General features: G+C 64.4%; 13 protein-coding genes and 2 tRNA genes. 5 read left to right on the top strand and 10 right to left on the bottom strand.

The features are described 5' to 3' along the window. On the top strand, positions 1-197 hold a 197-nt coding region (locus AC5JDC_RS27520; RefSeq protein WP_495846493.1), incomplete at its 5' end, for a hypothetical protein. A 57-nt stretch (positions 198-254) separates the two neighbouring features. Here AC5JDC_RS27520 and AC5JDC_RS27515 read toward each other — a convergent pair. Beyond that, entirely contained in the window at positions 255-1,079 is an 825-nt protein-coding gene (locus AC5JDC_RS27515) for a lytic murein transglycosylase (RefSeq protein WP_106775528.1), read from the bottom strand. Between the two features lie 495 nt (positions 1,080-1,574). Beyond that, entirely contained in the window at positions 1,575-3,554 is a 1,980-nt protein-coding gene (locus AC5JDC_RS27510) for a hypothetical protein (RefSeq protein WP_495846491.1), read from the bottom strand. Between the two features lie 327 nt (positions 3,555-3,881). Between AC5JDC_RS27510 and AC5JDC_RS27505 the strand changes: the two genes are divergently transcribed. Further along, entirely contained in the window at positions 3,882-4,805 is a 924-nt protein-coding gene (locus tag AC5JDC_RS27505) for a calcium-binding protein (protein WP_495846489.1), read from the top strand. 80 nt (positions 4,806-4,885) lie between these two features. Here the strand turns inward: AC5JDC_RS27505 and AC5JDC_RS27500 are convergent. The 4 genes from AC5JDC_RS27500 to AC5JDC_RS27485 form a co-directional block, all read right to left on the bottom strand. After that, positions 4,886-4,959: transfer RNA gene (locus AC5JDC_RS27500), tRNA-Cys, on the bottom strand. 146 nt (positions 4,960-5,105) lie between these two features. Then, a tRNA-Glu gene (locus tag AC5JDC_RS27495) sits at positions 5,106-5,180 on the bottom strand. Positions 5,181-5,406: 226 nt separating this feature from the next. Continuing rightward, positions 5,407-5,820: a VOC family protein gene (locus AC5JDC_RS27490; RefSeq protein WP_495846487.1), complete on the bottom strand. Its 414-nt coding sequence runs from the start codon at positions 5,818-5,820 to the stop codon at positions 5,407-5,409. Beyond that, complete coding sequence (locus tag AC5JDC_RS27485) at positions 5,817-6,224, bottom strand: fimbrial protein (RefSeq protein WP_495846485.1); 408 nt, start codon at positions 6,222-6,224, stop codon at positions 5,817-5,819. Before AC5JDC_RS27485 ends, AC5JDC_RS27490 begins: the two co-directional genes overlap by 4 nt. Here AC5JDC_RS27485 and AC5JDC_RS27480 point away from each other — a divergent pair. Continuing rightward, positions 6,223-7,269: an RluA family pseudouridine synthase gene (locus AC5JDC_RS27480; RefSeq protein WP_495846483.1), complete on the top strand. Its 1,047-nt coding sequence runs from the start codon at positions 6,223-6,225 to the stop codon at positions 7,267-7,269. The two genes, AC5JDC_RS27485 and AC5JDC_RS27480, sit on opposite strands and share 2 nt — an antisense overlap. A 175-nt stretch (positions 7,270-7,444) precedes the next feature. Beyond that, positions 7,445-8,356, top strand: coding sequence for an RNA polymerase sigma factor RpoH (gene rpoH, locus AC5JDC_RS27475; protein ID WP_106775523.1), 912 nt, complete (start codon positions 7,445-7,447; stop codon positions 8,354-8,356). Positions 8,357-8,497: 141 nt separating this feature from the next. On the opposite strand, the gene AC5JDC_RS27470 is transcribed toward rpoH, so the two are convergent. The 4 genes from AC5JDC_RS27470 to AC5JDC_RS27455 are packed head-to-tail and all read right to left on the bottom strand — an operon-like array spanning position 8,498 to position 13,313. Continuing rightward, positions 8,498-8,758 carry a hypothetical protein gene (locus tag AC5JDC_RS27470; RefSeq protein ID WP_495846481.1) on the bottom strand — a complete coding sequence of 87 codons (261 nt, stop codon included), beginning with the start codon at positions 8,756-8,758 and terminating at the stop codon, positions 8,498-8,500. A 1-nt stretch (position 8,759) separates the two neighbouring features. Beyond that, positions 8,760-9,995, bottom strand: coding sequence for an aminomethyl transferase family protein (locus AC5JDC_RS27465; RefSeq protein ID WP_495846479.1), 1,236 nt, complete (start codon positions 9,993-9,995; stop codon positions 8,760-8,762). Beyond that, entirely contained in the window at positions 9,992-11,707 is a 1,716-nt protein-coding gene (locus tag AC5JDC_RS27460; protein WP_495846477.1) for a phytoene desaturase family protein, read from the bottom strand. The genes AC5JDC_RS27465 and AC5JDC_RS27460 overlap by 4 nt, the downstream gene beginning before the upstream one ends. Continuing rightward, on the bottom strand, positions 11,694-13,313 hold the full coding sequence (locus AC5JDC_RS27455; protein ID WP_495846475.1) for a phytoene desaturase family protein: 1,620 nt from the start codon (positions 13,311-13,313) through the stop codon (positions 11,694-11,696). The genes AC5JDC_RS27460 and AC5JDC_RS27455 overlap by 14 nt, the downstream gene beginning before the upstream one ends. A gap of 276 nt (positions 13,314-13,589) precedes the next feature. Here AC5JDC_RS27455 and AC5JDC_RS27450 point away from each other — a divergent pair, with 276 nt between their 5' ends. Continuing rightward, positions 13,590-14,267, top strand: coding sequence for a class I SAM-dependent methyltransferase (locus AC5JDC_RS27450; RefSeq protein WP_495846473.1), 678 nt, complete (start codon positions 13,590-13,592; stop codon positions 14,265-14,267). Positions 14,268-14,349: the final 82 nt, after the last annotated feature.

The raw sequence follows: 14,349 nt of genomic DNA, 5'->3' as shown, positions 1-14,349 counted from the left end.
GGCGCACCGCCGACGTGATCGCCGTCGACTTCTGCGATTTCCTGGTGCTGGAGCGGCGCGACTTCAACCAGTTCATGGCCCGCCATCCCGAGTTGCGCGCCGCCGTCGACAAAATGGCGCGAGAGCGCCTGGAGGCCAACCGCGCGCATGCCAGCGGCGCGGCCACGGCTGCGAGCGGAGCCAGCAGCGCGGCCTGAGGCGTCGGTCGCCGCCGGGCGTGCGCCGTGGCCGGGCTCGAGCGTCTGGCGACAGCGTCAATCCCGGTCTACGTCAGCGGCGATCGAGGCAATCGCCTGCTGGTAGACACGGGCGGCATTCCAGCGCTGGATCACCTGGAAGTTGGGCTCGCCCGGCTGGTAGCCGGCACCTGTCCGCCAGCCCTTGGCCTTCAGGTAGTTGGCGGTCGAGAACAGAATGTCGGCCTTGCTCCGGGCCAGATCGACGCGGCCGTCGCCGTCGCCGTCCACGCCATATTTCAGCACGTTGGCCGGAAGAAACTGCGTCTGACCGATCTCGCCATGCAACGAGCCCATCGCGCCGCCGCTCAGCCTGCTTTTGTCGATGAGTTTAAGCGCGGCGTAGAGTTGCGTGGTGAAATAGGCCGAGCGCCGGCAGTCGTAGGCGAGCGTCGCCACGCTGGAGAGGATGTGCGTGCTGCCGATGCGGCTTCCGAAGCGCGATTCCAGACCCCAGATGGCGATCAGCGGGCCGGGCGGCACGCCGTATCGAGCCTTGATCCGCGCGAACAGGGCCGCGTTGCTTCGCTTGTGTCCCCTGCCGGCGGAGGTCAGCGCCGCGCCACCGCGCTTGGCGAGATACTGGTTCAGCGAGAGCTTGAAGTTGGGCTGCGTGCGGTCGTACTGGATCGTCTTGACGACGTAGTGCACGGTGGCGAATGCCGCCAGCGCCTTGGATCCGACGCCTCTTCTAGCTGCTTCGGTCGCGAATCCCCGCTTCCAGGTCTCGAAGCCCGCTGCGGTTTTTCCGCATGATGCGGCTTGCGCACCATCTGCAGTGGCTGCTGATGCCCAGAAGAAAAACGTAGATATAGTGCGTCGAAAAAACAGACCGAAAGTCATCGATCCGCTCCCCAAGCTCAATTTCCCGCGTCTTATTGATAAGACTAAATAAGTACTTCAGTCAATATTTTTATTTTTGCCGGCAAACGAAATAAAGTAAGCTATTATCGATAGTTGCCGGAAATTGATGATCAAATCTTTCAGGTTTCACGGGGCGTCGCAATCCTTGTCTCAACGAACATCCGGAAGCTGCCTGGGCAATCGGCCGCGGCTCTGCCGTTCGCCCGACGACGAGGGCCGCGTAATGCGCGGCCAAAGCGCCGGGAAACCGATCATCCCGAATATACCCGGAAGGTCGGCAGCAGCCCATCACGCCGTTTCGCGCCGATTTCCGCGCGAGCGAGCTTTGTTTCATTCTTGTCGGCGGGACTGTCATATTCGACGGCTGGAAGCGGATCGGCAGAGGCCGACGCATGGCCCGTACGATCGGCTGCACGCTCGACCGGACGCGCTTCATGAGCGCTATCGGTATCGGCAGGGACTATCCTTCACCCATCATTCCGGGAGGCGGGCCTTGCGGAAACCATCCACAAAATGCTCCCGCACGGCCGCGTCACGCAGGGGCTGCGAATTTGTCCAATGGCCGATCGTGAAATGTGGATGGGCTACCAGGAACATTTCCCGCTCCCGGCCGGCCTCGTCCACCCGCCCGAGCTGCGCCAGGCTTGCCGCAAGGAATTTTCGCGAATTGGTGCGGTAGGTCTCTTCCCGACGCAGCGTCTCGACCGCGGACTCGTAGTCGCCGGCGGCATATTGAGCCTGGCCGAGGTGACAGAAATACCAGCAGGCCGGATACGGGTTCAGCCGCAGCGCCTTCTGGATTTGCTCCAGGCTGTCCGCGATCCGGCCGTCGAGGACGGACATGTCCGACAGCGCCGCCCAGGTGTCGGCGTGGTTCGGATCGATCTCCAGCGCCCTGGCGAACGCCGCATCCGATTCCTGCCAGCGCCTGTCATAAGCCAAAATGGTGCCGAGGAAATAATGGCAGCCGGCGTCGTTGGGATCGAGCGCGACGGCCCTTTCGGCAAGCTTCACCGCCATAATCCGGTTTGGATCCTCCGGCTCTCCGAAATGCGTCCATCCGAGCCATCGGTTGTAGGCAAGCAAACCGTGCGCCTCGGCAAATGACGGCTCGAGTTCGATTGCCCGTTTGAGCAGCAGATAGGCTTCGCGCGCCGTCTGCGGCGATTCTTCGGTAAGCACGCGGGCGCGTACGCAAAGATCGTGGGCCTCGAGGTTTTGGGGCCGCTTGCGCGGCGCCGGCACGGTCAACCGGCCGATGAGCGCCTCGACGATCCGGCCGTTCACCTCGTCCTGAACCGCGAAGATGTCCTCAAGGGTCCTGTCGAAGCGCTCCGCCCACACATGTTTGCCGGCGACGGCGTCGATCAGCTGGGCGTTGATGCGCACCCGCCCGCTGGCGCGCCGCGCGCTGCCCTCCAGAACATAACGGACGCCAAGCTCCTGCGACACCTGGCGCACATCAACCGATTGCCCCTTGTAGACGAAGACCGAATTGCGGGCGATCACGAACAATCCGGCATTCCTGGACAGATCGGTGATCAGATCTTCGGTCAGCCCGTCCGCGAAAGATTCGTCTTGCCGGTCATTACTCATATTGGTGAAAGGCAAGACGGCAATCGAGGGTTTGACCGGCAGCGACAGCAATATGGCGGGCGCAGCTTTGTCCTCCGCCCCGATCGCACGAGATGCCGGCGTTGTCGCCGACCGCCCCCTGGCGGAGTGCCATGCCGCGCGCAACGGCGCGAAGTCGACGCCCTCGGCATCGAACTGTCTTGCCGTCGCCGCCAGGTGCTCTTCGCCTTCGCGAATCCGATTCTGCGCGGCCAGCGCGGTCAGAAGAGCCTTATGAGGGAGAAGATCGAACGGGGCGAGCTGAAGCCAGCAGTCGAGATATATGCGGGCCTCATCGTCCGGAAGACGTCTTGTCAGATACTCCAGCAGGCTGGCGTGAAGGTCGCGGAAGCGGCGGCGCTGCGCGACCAGCCAGCCCTCGAAGGCCGGGTTGCGGTCGATCTCCAAGCCTGCCAGAAAGTCGCCGGCGATCAGGTCGGCCAGTGCCTTCAGCCGCACCGGGGTAAATGTCTCGAAACCCTCCTGTGACGCACGCACGACGGCAGCCGCGTCCACAAAACAATCGGCGAGATCGAGCGTGAGCGTCTCTCCTTGTGCCTGCACCCTGCGCCGGCCGGGGTCGTCGACAAGAATTCTGATCTTGCTCAGGCACCAGCGCAGCTCGCCACGAGGGTCGTTTGGAGCGTCCCACAAAAGATCGCAGAGCTGGCTGCGCGGCGCAGGATGCGGCGAAAGCGCCAAGTAAGCCAGGAGGGCGCGCGCCTTGCGCGACGCCGGCAGCGTCAGCGTTACGCCCTTCCGGCGAACCGCCAGCGGCCCGAAAAAACGAATCTCCAGCGCCTGCCCTGTTTCGGCCGGGCTCCGCCCGGTCGATTCCATGGCCCTTTCCATGCTTTCTCCCACGCGGTCTTCCACGACTCTCCTTTAGACACACCTTCAACGGGACCGGTGTACCAAGCACCAAGCCCAATGTCCGTCTCACTACACGAAGGCGGAAATATACCACTGGAAAAGCTGCGCGTCTTGCCACATGCGGCTCGCGAAAGAGTCGGTCCAGGTTCACTGCCAAGTCATGTCAGAAAATTTGAAAGGCATGCGGCTCGATCACCTTCGAATCCTGTCGCGGTGATCTGGCATTACTGTCTGAGAACCAAAGCCGGCTCGCACCTGTGCAACCATCTCCCAAGAAACATCAGGAAATGAACCATGACGACTTACACAATCGACGCAAACCAGAACACGATCAGCGCCGGCAACGGCACCGACATCTTCCAGGGCGTGGGCGGCGGCAACGACAGCCTGCGCGGCAATGGCGGAAACGATCTCTTCAACATCCAGATCGGCCAGACCGGGCTGATCGACGGCGGCTCCGGCTATGACCGGATTCATCTGACCGGACCCGGCTTCAACAACGAATTGAATACGGGTCTGAACATCGTCGGAATCGAAGAACTGATAGTAGACTCTACCAACCTCTTCGCCTCCGCTGCCCAGCTGAAAAACATCATCAAATTCGGCGTGAACAACAACGCCGATGACTTCAGCATCTTCCTCCAGGGAGCCGGTGGAACTCTCAACTTCTCGAGCCGCTTCACTGAGCCGCAGGACCTGAACATCGAAGCCAACATGGCGACATCGGCCGTCCACATCACTGCGAGCGCGGGCGACGACCAGATGATCGGCTCCGATTTCGGCGACCGGCTTAGGGGCGACAAGGGCGTAGATACAATCTACGGCGGTGACGGCGGCGACCTCATCAATGGCGGACTCGGACGCGACTTCCTCTACGGCGACGACGGAAAGGACAATTTCGTGTTCGACACCGCGCTCGCCGGCAACGTCGATCACATCGGCGATTTCCGGCCTCTCGACGATTCCATCAGGCTCGACGACGCCATCTTCAATTGGGCGGGCCAGACGCTCGGCACGTTGAAGGCGAACGAGTTCAAGGTCATCGGTACCGGCCAGGCTGTCGATGCCAACGACCGCATTCTCTACAATCAGAATACCGGCGGCATCTATTACGACGCGGACGGCGCCGGCGGTCAGTCGGCCGTCCTCTTTGCGATCGCCGACAATTTTTCGGGCGACGTTCCGATCCTGACCTTCCAGGATTTCATCATCATCTGATCGGCGCGCCCCCGGCAAGGCGGCGTGGCTTGTGCCGCGCCGTCTGATTGAGCCGGCCAGCCTTGAGGCAGGCGATCGATTGGAGAGCCGAGCGGGAATTGAACCCGCTACGCCGGATTTGCAGTCCGGAGCGTCACCGTTCCGCCTTCGGCTCTCAAGTCGATGTGGTGGCTGCCACTGAAGAAACGGAACCGCCAATGGTAAGCCGCGATTCCGGCCTTCTGTCACCTGCGTCCACAGCCGTATCTTGGTAAAGATATTGGGGAAAGCTTAGGAGTTTCGGCTAAACCACCAAAGTGCTGGTACGCCCAAGGGGAATCGAACCCCTGTTTGCGCCGTGAGAGGGCGCCGTCCTGACCGCTAGACGATGGGCGCTGACCAGTGGTGCCGTACTTAGGCTGGGCGAATTGAAAATGCAACCGGGTTTTCGCACGGTTTATGCGGGCATTGCGCAAGCGTCGCCAGCAGAGTTCTTCATCCGGCACCGTTGGTGAGTTTCGCGATGCTGCGCCGCCTGTCAGGCTCACACGTAGGGGCCGCATCGCGCTCGCCGCCGCGCGCCGGTAGATCAAGGCACGGGCCTGTGCGCGGCCGGAGCGGTTCAGCGCTTCGGCTGCAGCAGATCCCAGAGATTGCCGTAGAGGTCGGCGAAGACGGCGACGGTGCCGTAGGGCTCGTGCCGTGGCGTTTCGCGGAAGGAGACGCCGGCAGCCAGCATGGCCGCGTGGTCGCGGGCGAAATCGTCGGTTTCGAGAAAGAGGAAGACGCGGCCGCCGGTCTGGTCGCCGATGCGGGCGTGCTGCGCGTCGCCGGCGGCCCGCGCCAGCAGCAGGCGGATGCCACCGCCCGTCGGGCCGACCGTCACCCAGCGCTTGCCGTCGCCGAGATCGTTGTGCTCGAACAGCCGGAAGCCGAGTTTTTCGATATACCAGGCGATCGCTTCGTCATAGTCGGCGACCACCAGCGTGACGGTGGCGATCCGCCGTTCGGCGCCGGCCGGTGCCACGTCGGTCATTGCGCGGTGACGGCGAAGCGACCGACTATGCGGCGCTCGGCAAGGTCGTAGAGATAGATGACGCGGTTGCCGTCGGAGAGTTCGAGGCCGAGCGACAGCCTGCTGCCGGACAGCGATTGCGAGACGATTTTCGCGCCGGCGGGCAGGGCGATCTCGCCCTCCAGCACCGTGCCGGCGGGCACGGCAACCGCGCCGGCCGGCGCGGGAATGTCGGAAGCCGGTGCCTCGACGACCGTCGGTGCTTCGGTGCGGGTCTTGTAGACAATCGCCGCCACCACGGCCATAAGGGCGACGAACAAGAGCCCGAGATTGACTGCGACGAAGCGGACGAGCTTCTTGCGCACCTTCTCGACCGCGGGGTCGAGCGGCTTTTCCTCCTCGTGCTCAAATGCAGGCCGTGTCATGAAAACTTCCGGGCAGGCGATCGACGCCCCTGATAGCGAAGGCGGAGCGGCCTGGAAAGGGCTGACGGCGGGTCCGGACGCCGCAGGCCAGCGGCTCGACCAGTGGCTGGCGGCCGAACTCGGCGGCGAATTGTCACGCAGCCGCCTGCAGGCGCTGATCCGCCAGGGGGCGGTGAGCGTCGGCGGCGCGGCGGTGACGGAGCCGAAGCGCAAGCTGGCGGCGGGGGAAGCGGTTGCGATTCTGCTGCCCGAACCGGAGCCGGCGGAGCCGCAGGGCGAGGACATCCCGCTCGACATCCTCCACGAGGACGACGAGCTGATCGTGGTCAACAAGCCGGCCGGGCTGGTGGTGCATCCGGCTGCCGGCAACTGGACCGGCACGCTGGTCAACGCGCTGATCCACCATTGCGGCGCCAGCCTCTCCGGCATCGGCGGCGTGCGGCGGCCGGGCATCGTGCACAGGCTCGACAAGGATACGTCCGGCGTGCTGGTTGCCGCCAAGACCGACCGCGCCCACAAGGCGCTGTCGGAAGCCTTCGCCGACCACGGCCGCAGCGGCGATCTGCAACGCGCCTATGTGGCGCTGGCCTGGAACATCCCGGCTCGGCCGGCCGGCACTGTCGACGCGCCGCTCGGCCGCGCCGCCGACCGCGTGCGCCGCGCCGTCGTGCCGGAAGGCCGCGAGGATGCGCGTCATGCCGTCACCCACTATGCAGTGCTCGAGCGCTACGGCGAGGGTGGTTCCGGCGTGCAGGCTGCGCTGCTGGAATGCCGGCTGGAGACCGGCCGCACTCACCAGATCCGCGTGCACATGGCGCATATCGGCCATCCGCTGATCGGCGACCGCGACTATGGAACGGGCTTCCGCACCAAGGCAAACCGGCTGCCGGAGCCGCTCCGTTCGGCCGTCGAAACCTTCCCGCGCCAGGCCCTGCACGCGCGGCTGCTCGCCTTCCGCCACCCGATCACGCAAGAGTTGATGCGCTTCGAGGCGCCGATGCCGGCCGACATGGCTGGACTCGTGCACGGGTTTCGCGGTATCTAACGGATACCTGCTTACCGTCGTTCACTTTCATGTGACACACTGTTTCAGGTTGAACAAATCCTGTCTTTTCCCGATTTGTTCCTGTATAAGAGTGTTTGGCACGGTCAGGCGAAAGGCTGCCGTGCCCCATGCCCGCCTTTTTCAGGGGGCAGCTACGCGAGAGGAGGGTGCTTTCATGGCCCAGACACTACCCAGTATCGTTTCCGGCGAAGGCGGGCTGGCCCGCTACCTGGAAGAAATCCGCCGCTTTCCGATGCTCCAGCCGCAGGAAGAGTACATGCTCGCCAAGCGGTACCAGGAGCATGAGGACACCGGCGCCGCCCACAAGCTGGTTACCAGCCACCTGAGGCTCGTGGCCAAGATCGCCATGGGCTATCGCGGCTACGGTCTGCCGATCGGCGAGGTGATCTCCGAGGGCAATGTCGGCCTGATGCAGGCGGTGAAGAAATTCGAGCCGGAGCGCGGCTTCCGGCTGGCCACCTATGCGATGTGGTGGATCAAGGCCTCGATCCAGGAATACATCCTGCGCTCGTGGAGCCTGGTGAAGATGGGCACGACCGCCAACCAGAAGCGGCTGTTCTTCAACCTTCGCAAGGTCAAGGGCAAGATCCAGGCGCTCGACGAGGGCGACCTGAAGCCCGACCAGATCACCGAGATCGCCACCCGGCTGAACGTCTCTGAGGAGGAGGTGGTGTCGATGAACCGCCGCCTTTCCGGCGACGCCTCGCTCAACGCGCCGATCCGCGCCACCGAAGGCGAGAGCGGCGAGTGGCAGGACTGGCTGGTCGACGACCACGACAGCCAGGAAGACGTGCTGATCGAGCAGGACGAACTGGAGAGCCGGCGCGCCCTGCTGACCGACGCCATGTCGGTGCTCAACGACCGCGAGCGCCGCATCTTCGAGGCGAGACGCCTGGAAGAGGATCCGCTGACGCTCGAAGACCTGTCGACCGAGTTCGGCATTTCGCGCGAGCGCGTGCGGCAGATCGAGGTGCGCGCCTTCGAGAAGGTGCAGGACGCGGTGAAGGCCGCCGCCAAGCGCCAGGCGCAGGCGCTGCGCACCATCGAGGCTCAGCCGGCGATGTGAATGCCGGTTCTCCCTCCCCTTGAGGGGAGGGTCCGGCCGAAGGCCGGGGGTGGGGGCGCCGTGGCAAAACGCCGACGTTGCTTTGCGCGGGAGCGCTGCCGCAGCAACCCCTCCCGGCTCGCTTTGCTCGCCACCCTCCCCTCAAGGGGGAGGGAAAGAACCGCGCCCCATCCTTTCCAACCACGCCCTGCCCACACCGCGCTGGCGGATGATCGACAGCGGGTCTTCATTGTCCAGACGCGAGCACAGCCGGTAGACCTCCAGGGTCTCGCCATTCATCTCGCCGCGCTTGTGAAAAAACATGGCGGCGGCGTAGCGGGTACGGCCCGACCAGGGCTCGCCGAGCGGCGTGTTGACCAGTTCCCACTGCTCGGCGACTTCGTCGGGCGTGTCGTCGGGCATGTCAGAATGCCCCAGGTGGGGTCGCGGCGCGGCGGTCGAGCTTTACGAACGGCCGCGGCACCACCTTCGCCCGCTTCATCAACCTGACATATTGCAGCTCGCGCATCGCGTAGATTTCGACCCAGAGGTCGGCGGTGCCGTCCTTGCCGTAGTCGCGCTGCAGGCTGGCGATGGCGATGTTGCGCTTGGCCAGCGGCGACCAGATCGCCGCCGAGACCAGGCCGACCTCGCGTGTCTTGCGGTGATAGACAATGGCGTGCTCGGCGGGCACGTTGCCCTCGATTTCAAGCCCGACCAGGACGTGAGCCGGTCCGCCCTTCTTCCGTGCGTTCTCGATGGCGTGGCGGCCGTTGAAGTGGCCGGGTTTTTTCAGGTCGACCATGAAGCCCAGGCCGATCTCATCCGGCATGCGGACGCGATCCTGCCTTATGGCATGCTCGGCCGTGACGAAATCGGTATTGGCGACGATCAGCCCGGCCTCGATGCGGGCGGTGTTCAGGGCATGATAGCCGATGGCCCTGACTCCAAACAGCTTTCCAGCTTCGAACAGGCGGTCCCAGAGCGGGAGGGCATTTTTTGCGTCGACGAAAAGCTCGTAGCCGAGATCGCCGGTGAAGCCGGTGCGGGAGATCGTCACCTCGCCATCTGCGTGCGGGAAGCTGGCGATGTCGAACGGTTTCAATTTCTCCGAGCCGGCGAAGCCGGCGGCATTCAGCACCGACCATGAGGTGGGGCCTTGCAAAGCCAGGCCGGCGACGGTTTCGGTTTCCTCTTCGATTTCAACCTCGAAGCCGGGCGCGCTGTCGAGCAGCCACGGCAGATGACGTTCCTGGCAGCACAGGCGGAAGCGGGTTGGCGACAGGCGGAACAGGGTGCCGTCATCGAGCACGAAACCGTCGTCGTCGCACCAGGCGGTGTAGTGGACACGGCCGGGCTTGAGTTTCGTCACGTCGCGCAGGGTTAGACGGTCGAGGAAAGCCTCCGCGTCCTCGCCTTCGATGCGGTATTTGACCATTGGCGAGATATCGAAGACCGCCGCTTGGCTGCGGATGGCGAAATATTCGAGTTCCTCGTCCCAAAGGGCAGAGGGGGCCTTGTAGCCCGCCCAGTCGTACCAGGCCTGCTGGAGGTTGAGCGCGTCGAGGCGCGGCTGGAATGGCGAATCCAGCTTCAGCTTGCGGAAATGCGGCTGGAGGGCGCGGCGCGTGGAGAGGCTTTTGCCGTCGAAATGTCTCATGCCTTCCCCAGTATCCGTTTGGCCGCGTTCATGCCGGGCACGCCGGAGATGCCGCCGCCCGGATGCGAGCCGGCGCCGGCGAGGAACAGGCCGTCAATCGGCGTGTCGTATCCCTCGGCGCCGAAGACCGGCCGCGACATCAGCATCTGGTCGGCCTGCAATTCGCCGTGATGCCAGTGTCCGCCCGGCATGCGGTAGCGCTGTTCGATGTCAACCGGCGTCAGGAGTTCGGAATGCAGGATGGTTTTCCGCAAGCCGGGCGCGTGGCGCTCCAGCACCGAAAGGATGGCTTCCAGGAGTTTCGGCTTGCCGCTCTCCCAGCCTTCCTTCAGCGCATAGGGCGTGTACAGGACCGTTGCCGACAGCACACAGGCGCCGACGGGCGCCAGCGAGGGATCATCGAGCGAGGGCAGGGTGATCTCCATCGCCGGCTCAGGCGAGAACTCGCCGTATTTCGACGGGTTGAAGGCGAGTTCGACATAGTCGGTGGAAGGGGCGATGACGAGCCGGCCGCGGCGGTGTTCGGGCGGAAGGCCCAAAAATTCCGGGGCTCGGTCGAGCGCCAGATGCAGCTTCGCGGCGTGACCCTTCATGCGGATGTTCTGGACTCGCCTGACGAAGCCGGTGTCGAGATGGCGCGAGCCGACGAGGTCGACAAAGGTGGTGCGCGGATTGGCGGCCGAGATAACCGTCGCGGCGCGGATTTCCTCGCCGCCCGCCAGCGCCACGCCGGCGGCGCGGCCGTTTTCGACCAGGATGCGCGCGACCGCCGATCCGGTGCGGATCGCAGCGCCGGCCCGTTCCGTGGCCTTGCGCAGCACGGCCATCACCGCGCCCATGCCGCCCGGAGGCTGGAACTGGGCACCGGGCAGCCCGCCGATCTCGCCGGTGAGGCGGTAATAGAGGCCGAGCAGTGAGGTTGGCGAGCGCGGGCCGAGATGGCTGCCGAGCACGGCGTCGAAGGCAAGCAGTCCCTTCAGCCGGTCGTCGGAAAGACCCTCGTCGACGAAGTCGGCGACGTTCATCAAGAGCACGCGCAGGAAATCGCGCATGTCCTCCTTGCCCAGCCTTTTCAGGGAAAGGCCGGTCATGGCGAAGGCGGCGGTTTCGGCCAGCGCCATGCCGCCCAGCGCCGGCGGACGGCGGGCAAGCAGCGGCTTCAAGATGCCGGCATAGCGGAACAACTGGGCGCGGACCTCGGCCCATTCGCGGGCGCCAGCCGGCGAGATGCCGTCCAGCGTCTCGCCATAGGCGCCGGTCAGGACTAAAGGATCGGCGTTGGCGGAGAGAACGACGTTCGGCGCGAGCGAGGCACCCCCACCCCTAACCCCTCCCCTCAAGGGGGAGGGGGACGATGTCGCTGCTTCTTGCTCAAACTTGTCGAGGTCTTGCGGGAGACGCACCGCCGCAAGTCCCCCTCCCCCTTGAGGGGAGGGGTTAGGGGTGGGGGTACCTCCAGATGCGACAGCCATGGGCGGCGCAAACCCATGTTTTTCCAGCTCCAGCACCCGGATTACCTCAGGATGCAGGCGGTTGAGCAGATGCGCCATGGAGACGCGAAAACCCGGAGCGAACTCAAGGCCGCGGCCGGCGCCGCCGACTTCGGACTCGGCTTCGAGCACGAGCACCTTGCGGCCGGATCTCGCGAGAAAGGCGGCACAGACGAGACCGTTGTGGCCGCCGCCTATGACGATCGCATCAAATGACGTCATGGGCCGGGCTCATATGTTTTGCGCCACGCTTCAGGTCGCGCAGGATTTCGCTCGCCGCGTTGCGGCCGGGCGCGCCCATGACACCCCCGCCCGGATGGGTCGACGAGCCGCAGATATAAAGCCCGCCGACCGGCGAGCGGTATTGCGCGTAGCCCGGCACCGGGCGATTGAACAGAAGCTGGTCGAAGGTGAGCTCGCCCTGGAAGATGTTGCCTTCGGTGAGGCCGACTTCTGCCTCAAGCTCGCGCGGCGTGCGGATTTCCATGTGGACGATGCGATCGCGGAAGCCCGGCGAGTAGTCTGCGATCTGCGAGATCACGGTTTCGCCAAAGGCGTCACGATCGGCATCGGTCCAGTCGCGCCCCTCGACCTTGGGCGGGCAATATTGCACGAAGCAGCTCATGAAATGCTTTCCCGGCGGCGCCATCGTCGGGTCGAGCGTGGTCGGGATGACCATGTCAAGGAAGGGATCGGCCGACCAGCGTCCCGCCTTCCAGTCGTCATAGGCGCGCTCCATGCGCTCGACGGAGTCGGTGAAATGCATGTCGGCGCGCAGGCAAGGCGAATCCTGCGGCAGGGCCGGGAATTCCGGCATGGAATCCAGCGCGATGTTGACCTTGCCCGACGAGCCGCGCATGCGGAAATTTTTCACGCGGCGTAGAAAGATGTCGGGCAGTTCCTTCTCCTCGACGAATTTCAGGAAGGTGCGCTTCACGTCGGCGTTGGAAACCACCAGCTTTGCGCGGACTTCCTCGCCGCCGGCAAGCACGACGCCGCCGGCGCGGCCGTTCCCGACCAGGATGCGCTCCACCTCAGCCTCGGTGCGGATTGTGCCGCCCGACGCACGAAACGAATCGGCCAGCGCCTTTGTGATCGCGCCCATGCCGCCGCGCGCATAACCCCAGGCGCCGACCGAGCCGTCGACCTCGCCCATGTAATGGTGCAGCAGCACATAGGCGGTGCCGGGCGACATCGGGCCAAGCGCCGTGCCGATGATGCCGGAGAGTGCGAAATTCGCCTTGATGACGTCGGTCTCGAAATATTCGTCCAGAAAACCCGAGATCGACATGGTCCAGAAACGCAGGGTGTCGGCCATCTCGCGGGCGCCGAGTCCGGCGAATTTCTTGCCGAGATAGAGCAGTTCGCCGATGTCGCGCGGTTTCAGCGAGGTCGGGTCGGGTGCAGTACGCATCAAAAGCGGCTGGATGAAACGGCACTGCCGCGTGACGTCGCGGGCGTAGCGGTCGTAGGCCTCCGCGTCCTTCCTGGAGAAACGCGCGAATTCGCGGCGGTGCGCGTGGTGGTTGCGGTAGTTGGCGAGGTAGTCGCCGTCGCGGGTGAACACCGCGCCGCCCTCGTAGGAGATGACCTGCAGCCCGTATTTCGGCAGCTCCAGGTCGCGCATGATCTCGGGGCGGAACAGCGAGCAGACATAGGAGCAGTTGGAATAGAGAAAACCCGGCGTCAGCGAGCGGCTGACCGCCGCGCCACCTACCCATTCGTTCTTCTCGACCACCAGCACATCCAGCCCCGCCCGCTGCAGGTAGCAGGCGTTGACAAGGCCGTTATGGCCCGCGCCGACAACGATCGCGTCCCAGCTTTTCATGCCTCGGCATTTCCCATTTCTGGCAAATCTGGCACGGTGGCGACGGAATTGTCCAGAGATTTTGAATGAATGTTCAACAAACTTCCTTGCGTTTTGCGAGCATTGTTATAGGCTTTTCCGGAAAGTCGGCTATCGATCAGCGTTCGAGATGAACCTTTCGCGATGACTCACGGCCAACCCGGTGAACCGGAGTACGATGATACGGCGATCTGCTTCCTCGAGGCGCTCTGGGGCGAGGGATATCTGTCGCCGGGAGGTCCGGAGGAGGTCGACCGGGTGCTGGCCGGCCTGTCGCTGAAGGGCAAATCCGTACTCGACGTCGGCTGCGGCGCGGGCGGCATCGCGCTGCATCTGATCGAGCATCACGATGCCGGCCACGTCACCGGTTTCGACATAGAGGCGCCGGTGATTTTGCGCGCCCGCGAGCAGGCCGCTGCGAAAGGGCTGTCGGAACGCGCGACCTTCGTGCAGGCGCCGCCGTGGCCGTTGCCGTTCGCGGCAGAATCCTTCGATGTGGTGTTCTCCAAGGACGCCTTGCTGCATGTGCCGGACAAGGACGCGCTGTTCTCCGACATTCTTCGGCTTCTCAAGCCGGGCGGTGTGTTTGCGGCAAGCGACTGGCTGATTTCCCACGATGGTGAACCGTCCGCCGACATGAAGGCCTATGTGGCGGCCGAGGGGCTTAGCTTCGCAATGGCTTCGCCGGCGCGCTACCGCCAGGCAATGGAGCGCGCCGGGTTTACCGACATTGCCCTTGTCGACCGCAATCCCTGGTACCGGGAGGTTGCGCGGGAGGAACTGGCGAGACTGAAAGGTCCGCTCTTCGCACGCGCGGCGGCGGCGGTCGGCGAAGCCTATGTGGCGAAGAACATCCGCACCTGGGAGGCGATGCAGAAGGTGCTTGACTCGGGCGAGCACCGTCCCACTCATCTGCGCGGCTGGAAACCGGATTAACCTGGGACTCAATCGCGAAATGTTGCATTCCTTCGCACCCCCCTCTGTCCTGCCGGACATCTCCCCCGCAAGGGGGGAGATT

It is taken from the genome of Kumtagia sp., from assembly GCF_059502445.1.
This window is presented reverse-complemented; position numbering and strand designations above follow the sequence as displayed.

What these genes read in the sequence shown, in the direction of transcription:
- AC5JDC_RS27480 (WP_495846483.1), top strand. Translation starts at nt 6,223, where the DNA reads ATGAAAACTTCCGGGCAGGCGATCGACGCCCCTGATAGCGAAGGCGGA.
- AC5JDC_RS27470 (WP_495846481.1), bottom strand. Translation starts at nt 8,758, where the DNA reads ATGCCCGACGACACGCCCGACGAAGTCGCCGAGCAGTGGGAACTGGTC.
- AC5JDC_RS27515 (WP_106775528.1), bottom strand. Translation starts at nt 1,079, where the DNA reads ATGACTTTCGGTCTGTTTTTTCGACGCACTATATCTACGTTTTTCTTC.
- rpoH (WP_106775523.1), top strand. Translation starts at nt 7,445, where the DNA reads ATGGCCCAGACACTACCCAGTATCGTTTCCGGCGAAGGCGGGCTGGCC.
- AC5JDC_RS27490 (WP_495846487.1), bottom strand. Translation starts at nt 5,820, where the DNA reads ATGACCGACGTGGCACCGGCCGGCGCCGAACGGCGGATCGCCACCGTC.
- AC5JDC_RS27460 (WP_495846477.1), bottom strand. Translation starts at nt 11,707, where the DNA reads ATGACGTCATTTGATGCGATCGTCATAGGCGGCGGCCACAACGGTCTC.
- AC5JDC_RS27485 (WP_495846485.1), bottom strand. Translation starts at nt 6,224, where the DNA reads ATGACACGGCCTGCATTTGAGCACGAGGAGGAAAAGCCGCTCGACCCC.
- AC5JDC_RS27510 (WP_495846491.1), bottom strand. Translation starts at nt 3,554, where the DNA reads ATGGAATCGACCGGGCGGAGCCCGGCCGAAACAGGGCAGGCGCTGGAG.
- AC5JDC_RS27455 (WP_495846475.1), bottom strand. Translation starts at nt 13,313, where the DNA reads ATGAAAAGCTGGGACGCGATCGTTGTCGGCGCGGGCCATAACGGCCTT.
- AC5JDC_RS27505 (WP_495846489.1), top strand. Translation starts at nt 3,882, where the DNA reads ATGACGACTTACACAATCGACGCAAACCAGAACACGATCAGCGCCGGC.
- AC5JDC_RS27465 (WP_495846479.1), bottom strand. Translation starts at nt 9,995, where the DNA reads ATGAGACATTTCGACGGCAAAAGCCTCTCCACGCGCCGCGCCCTCCAG.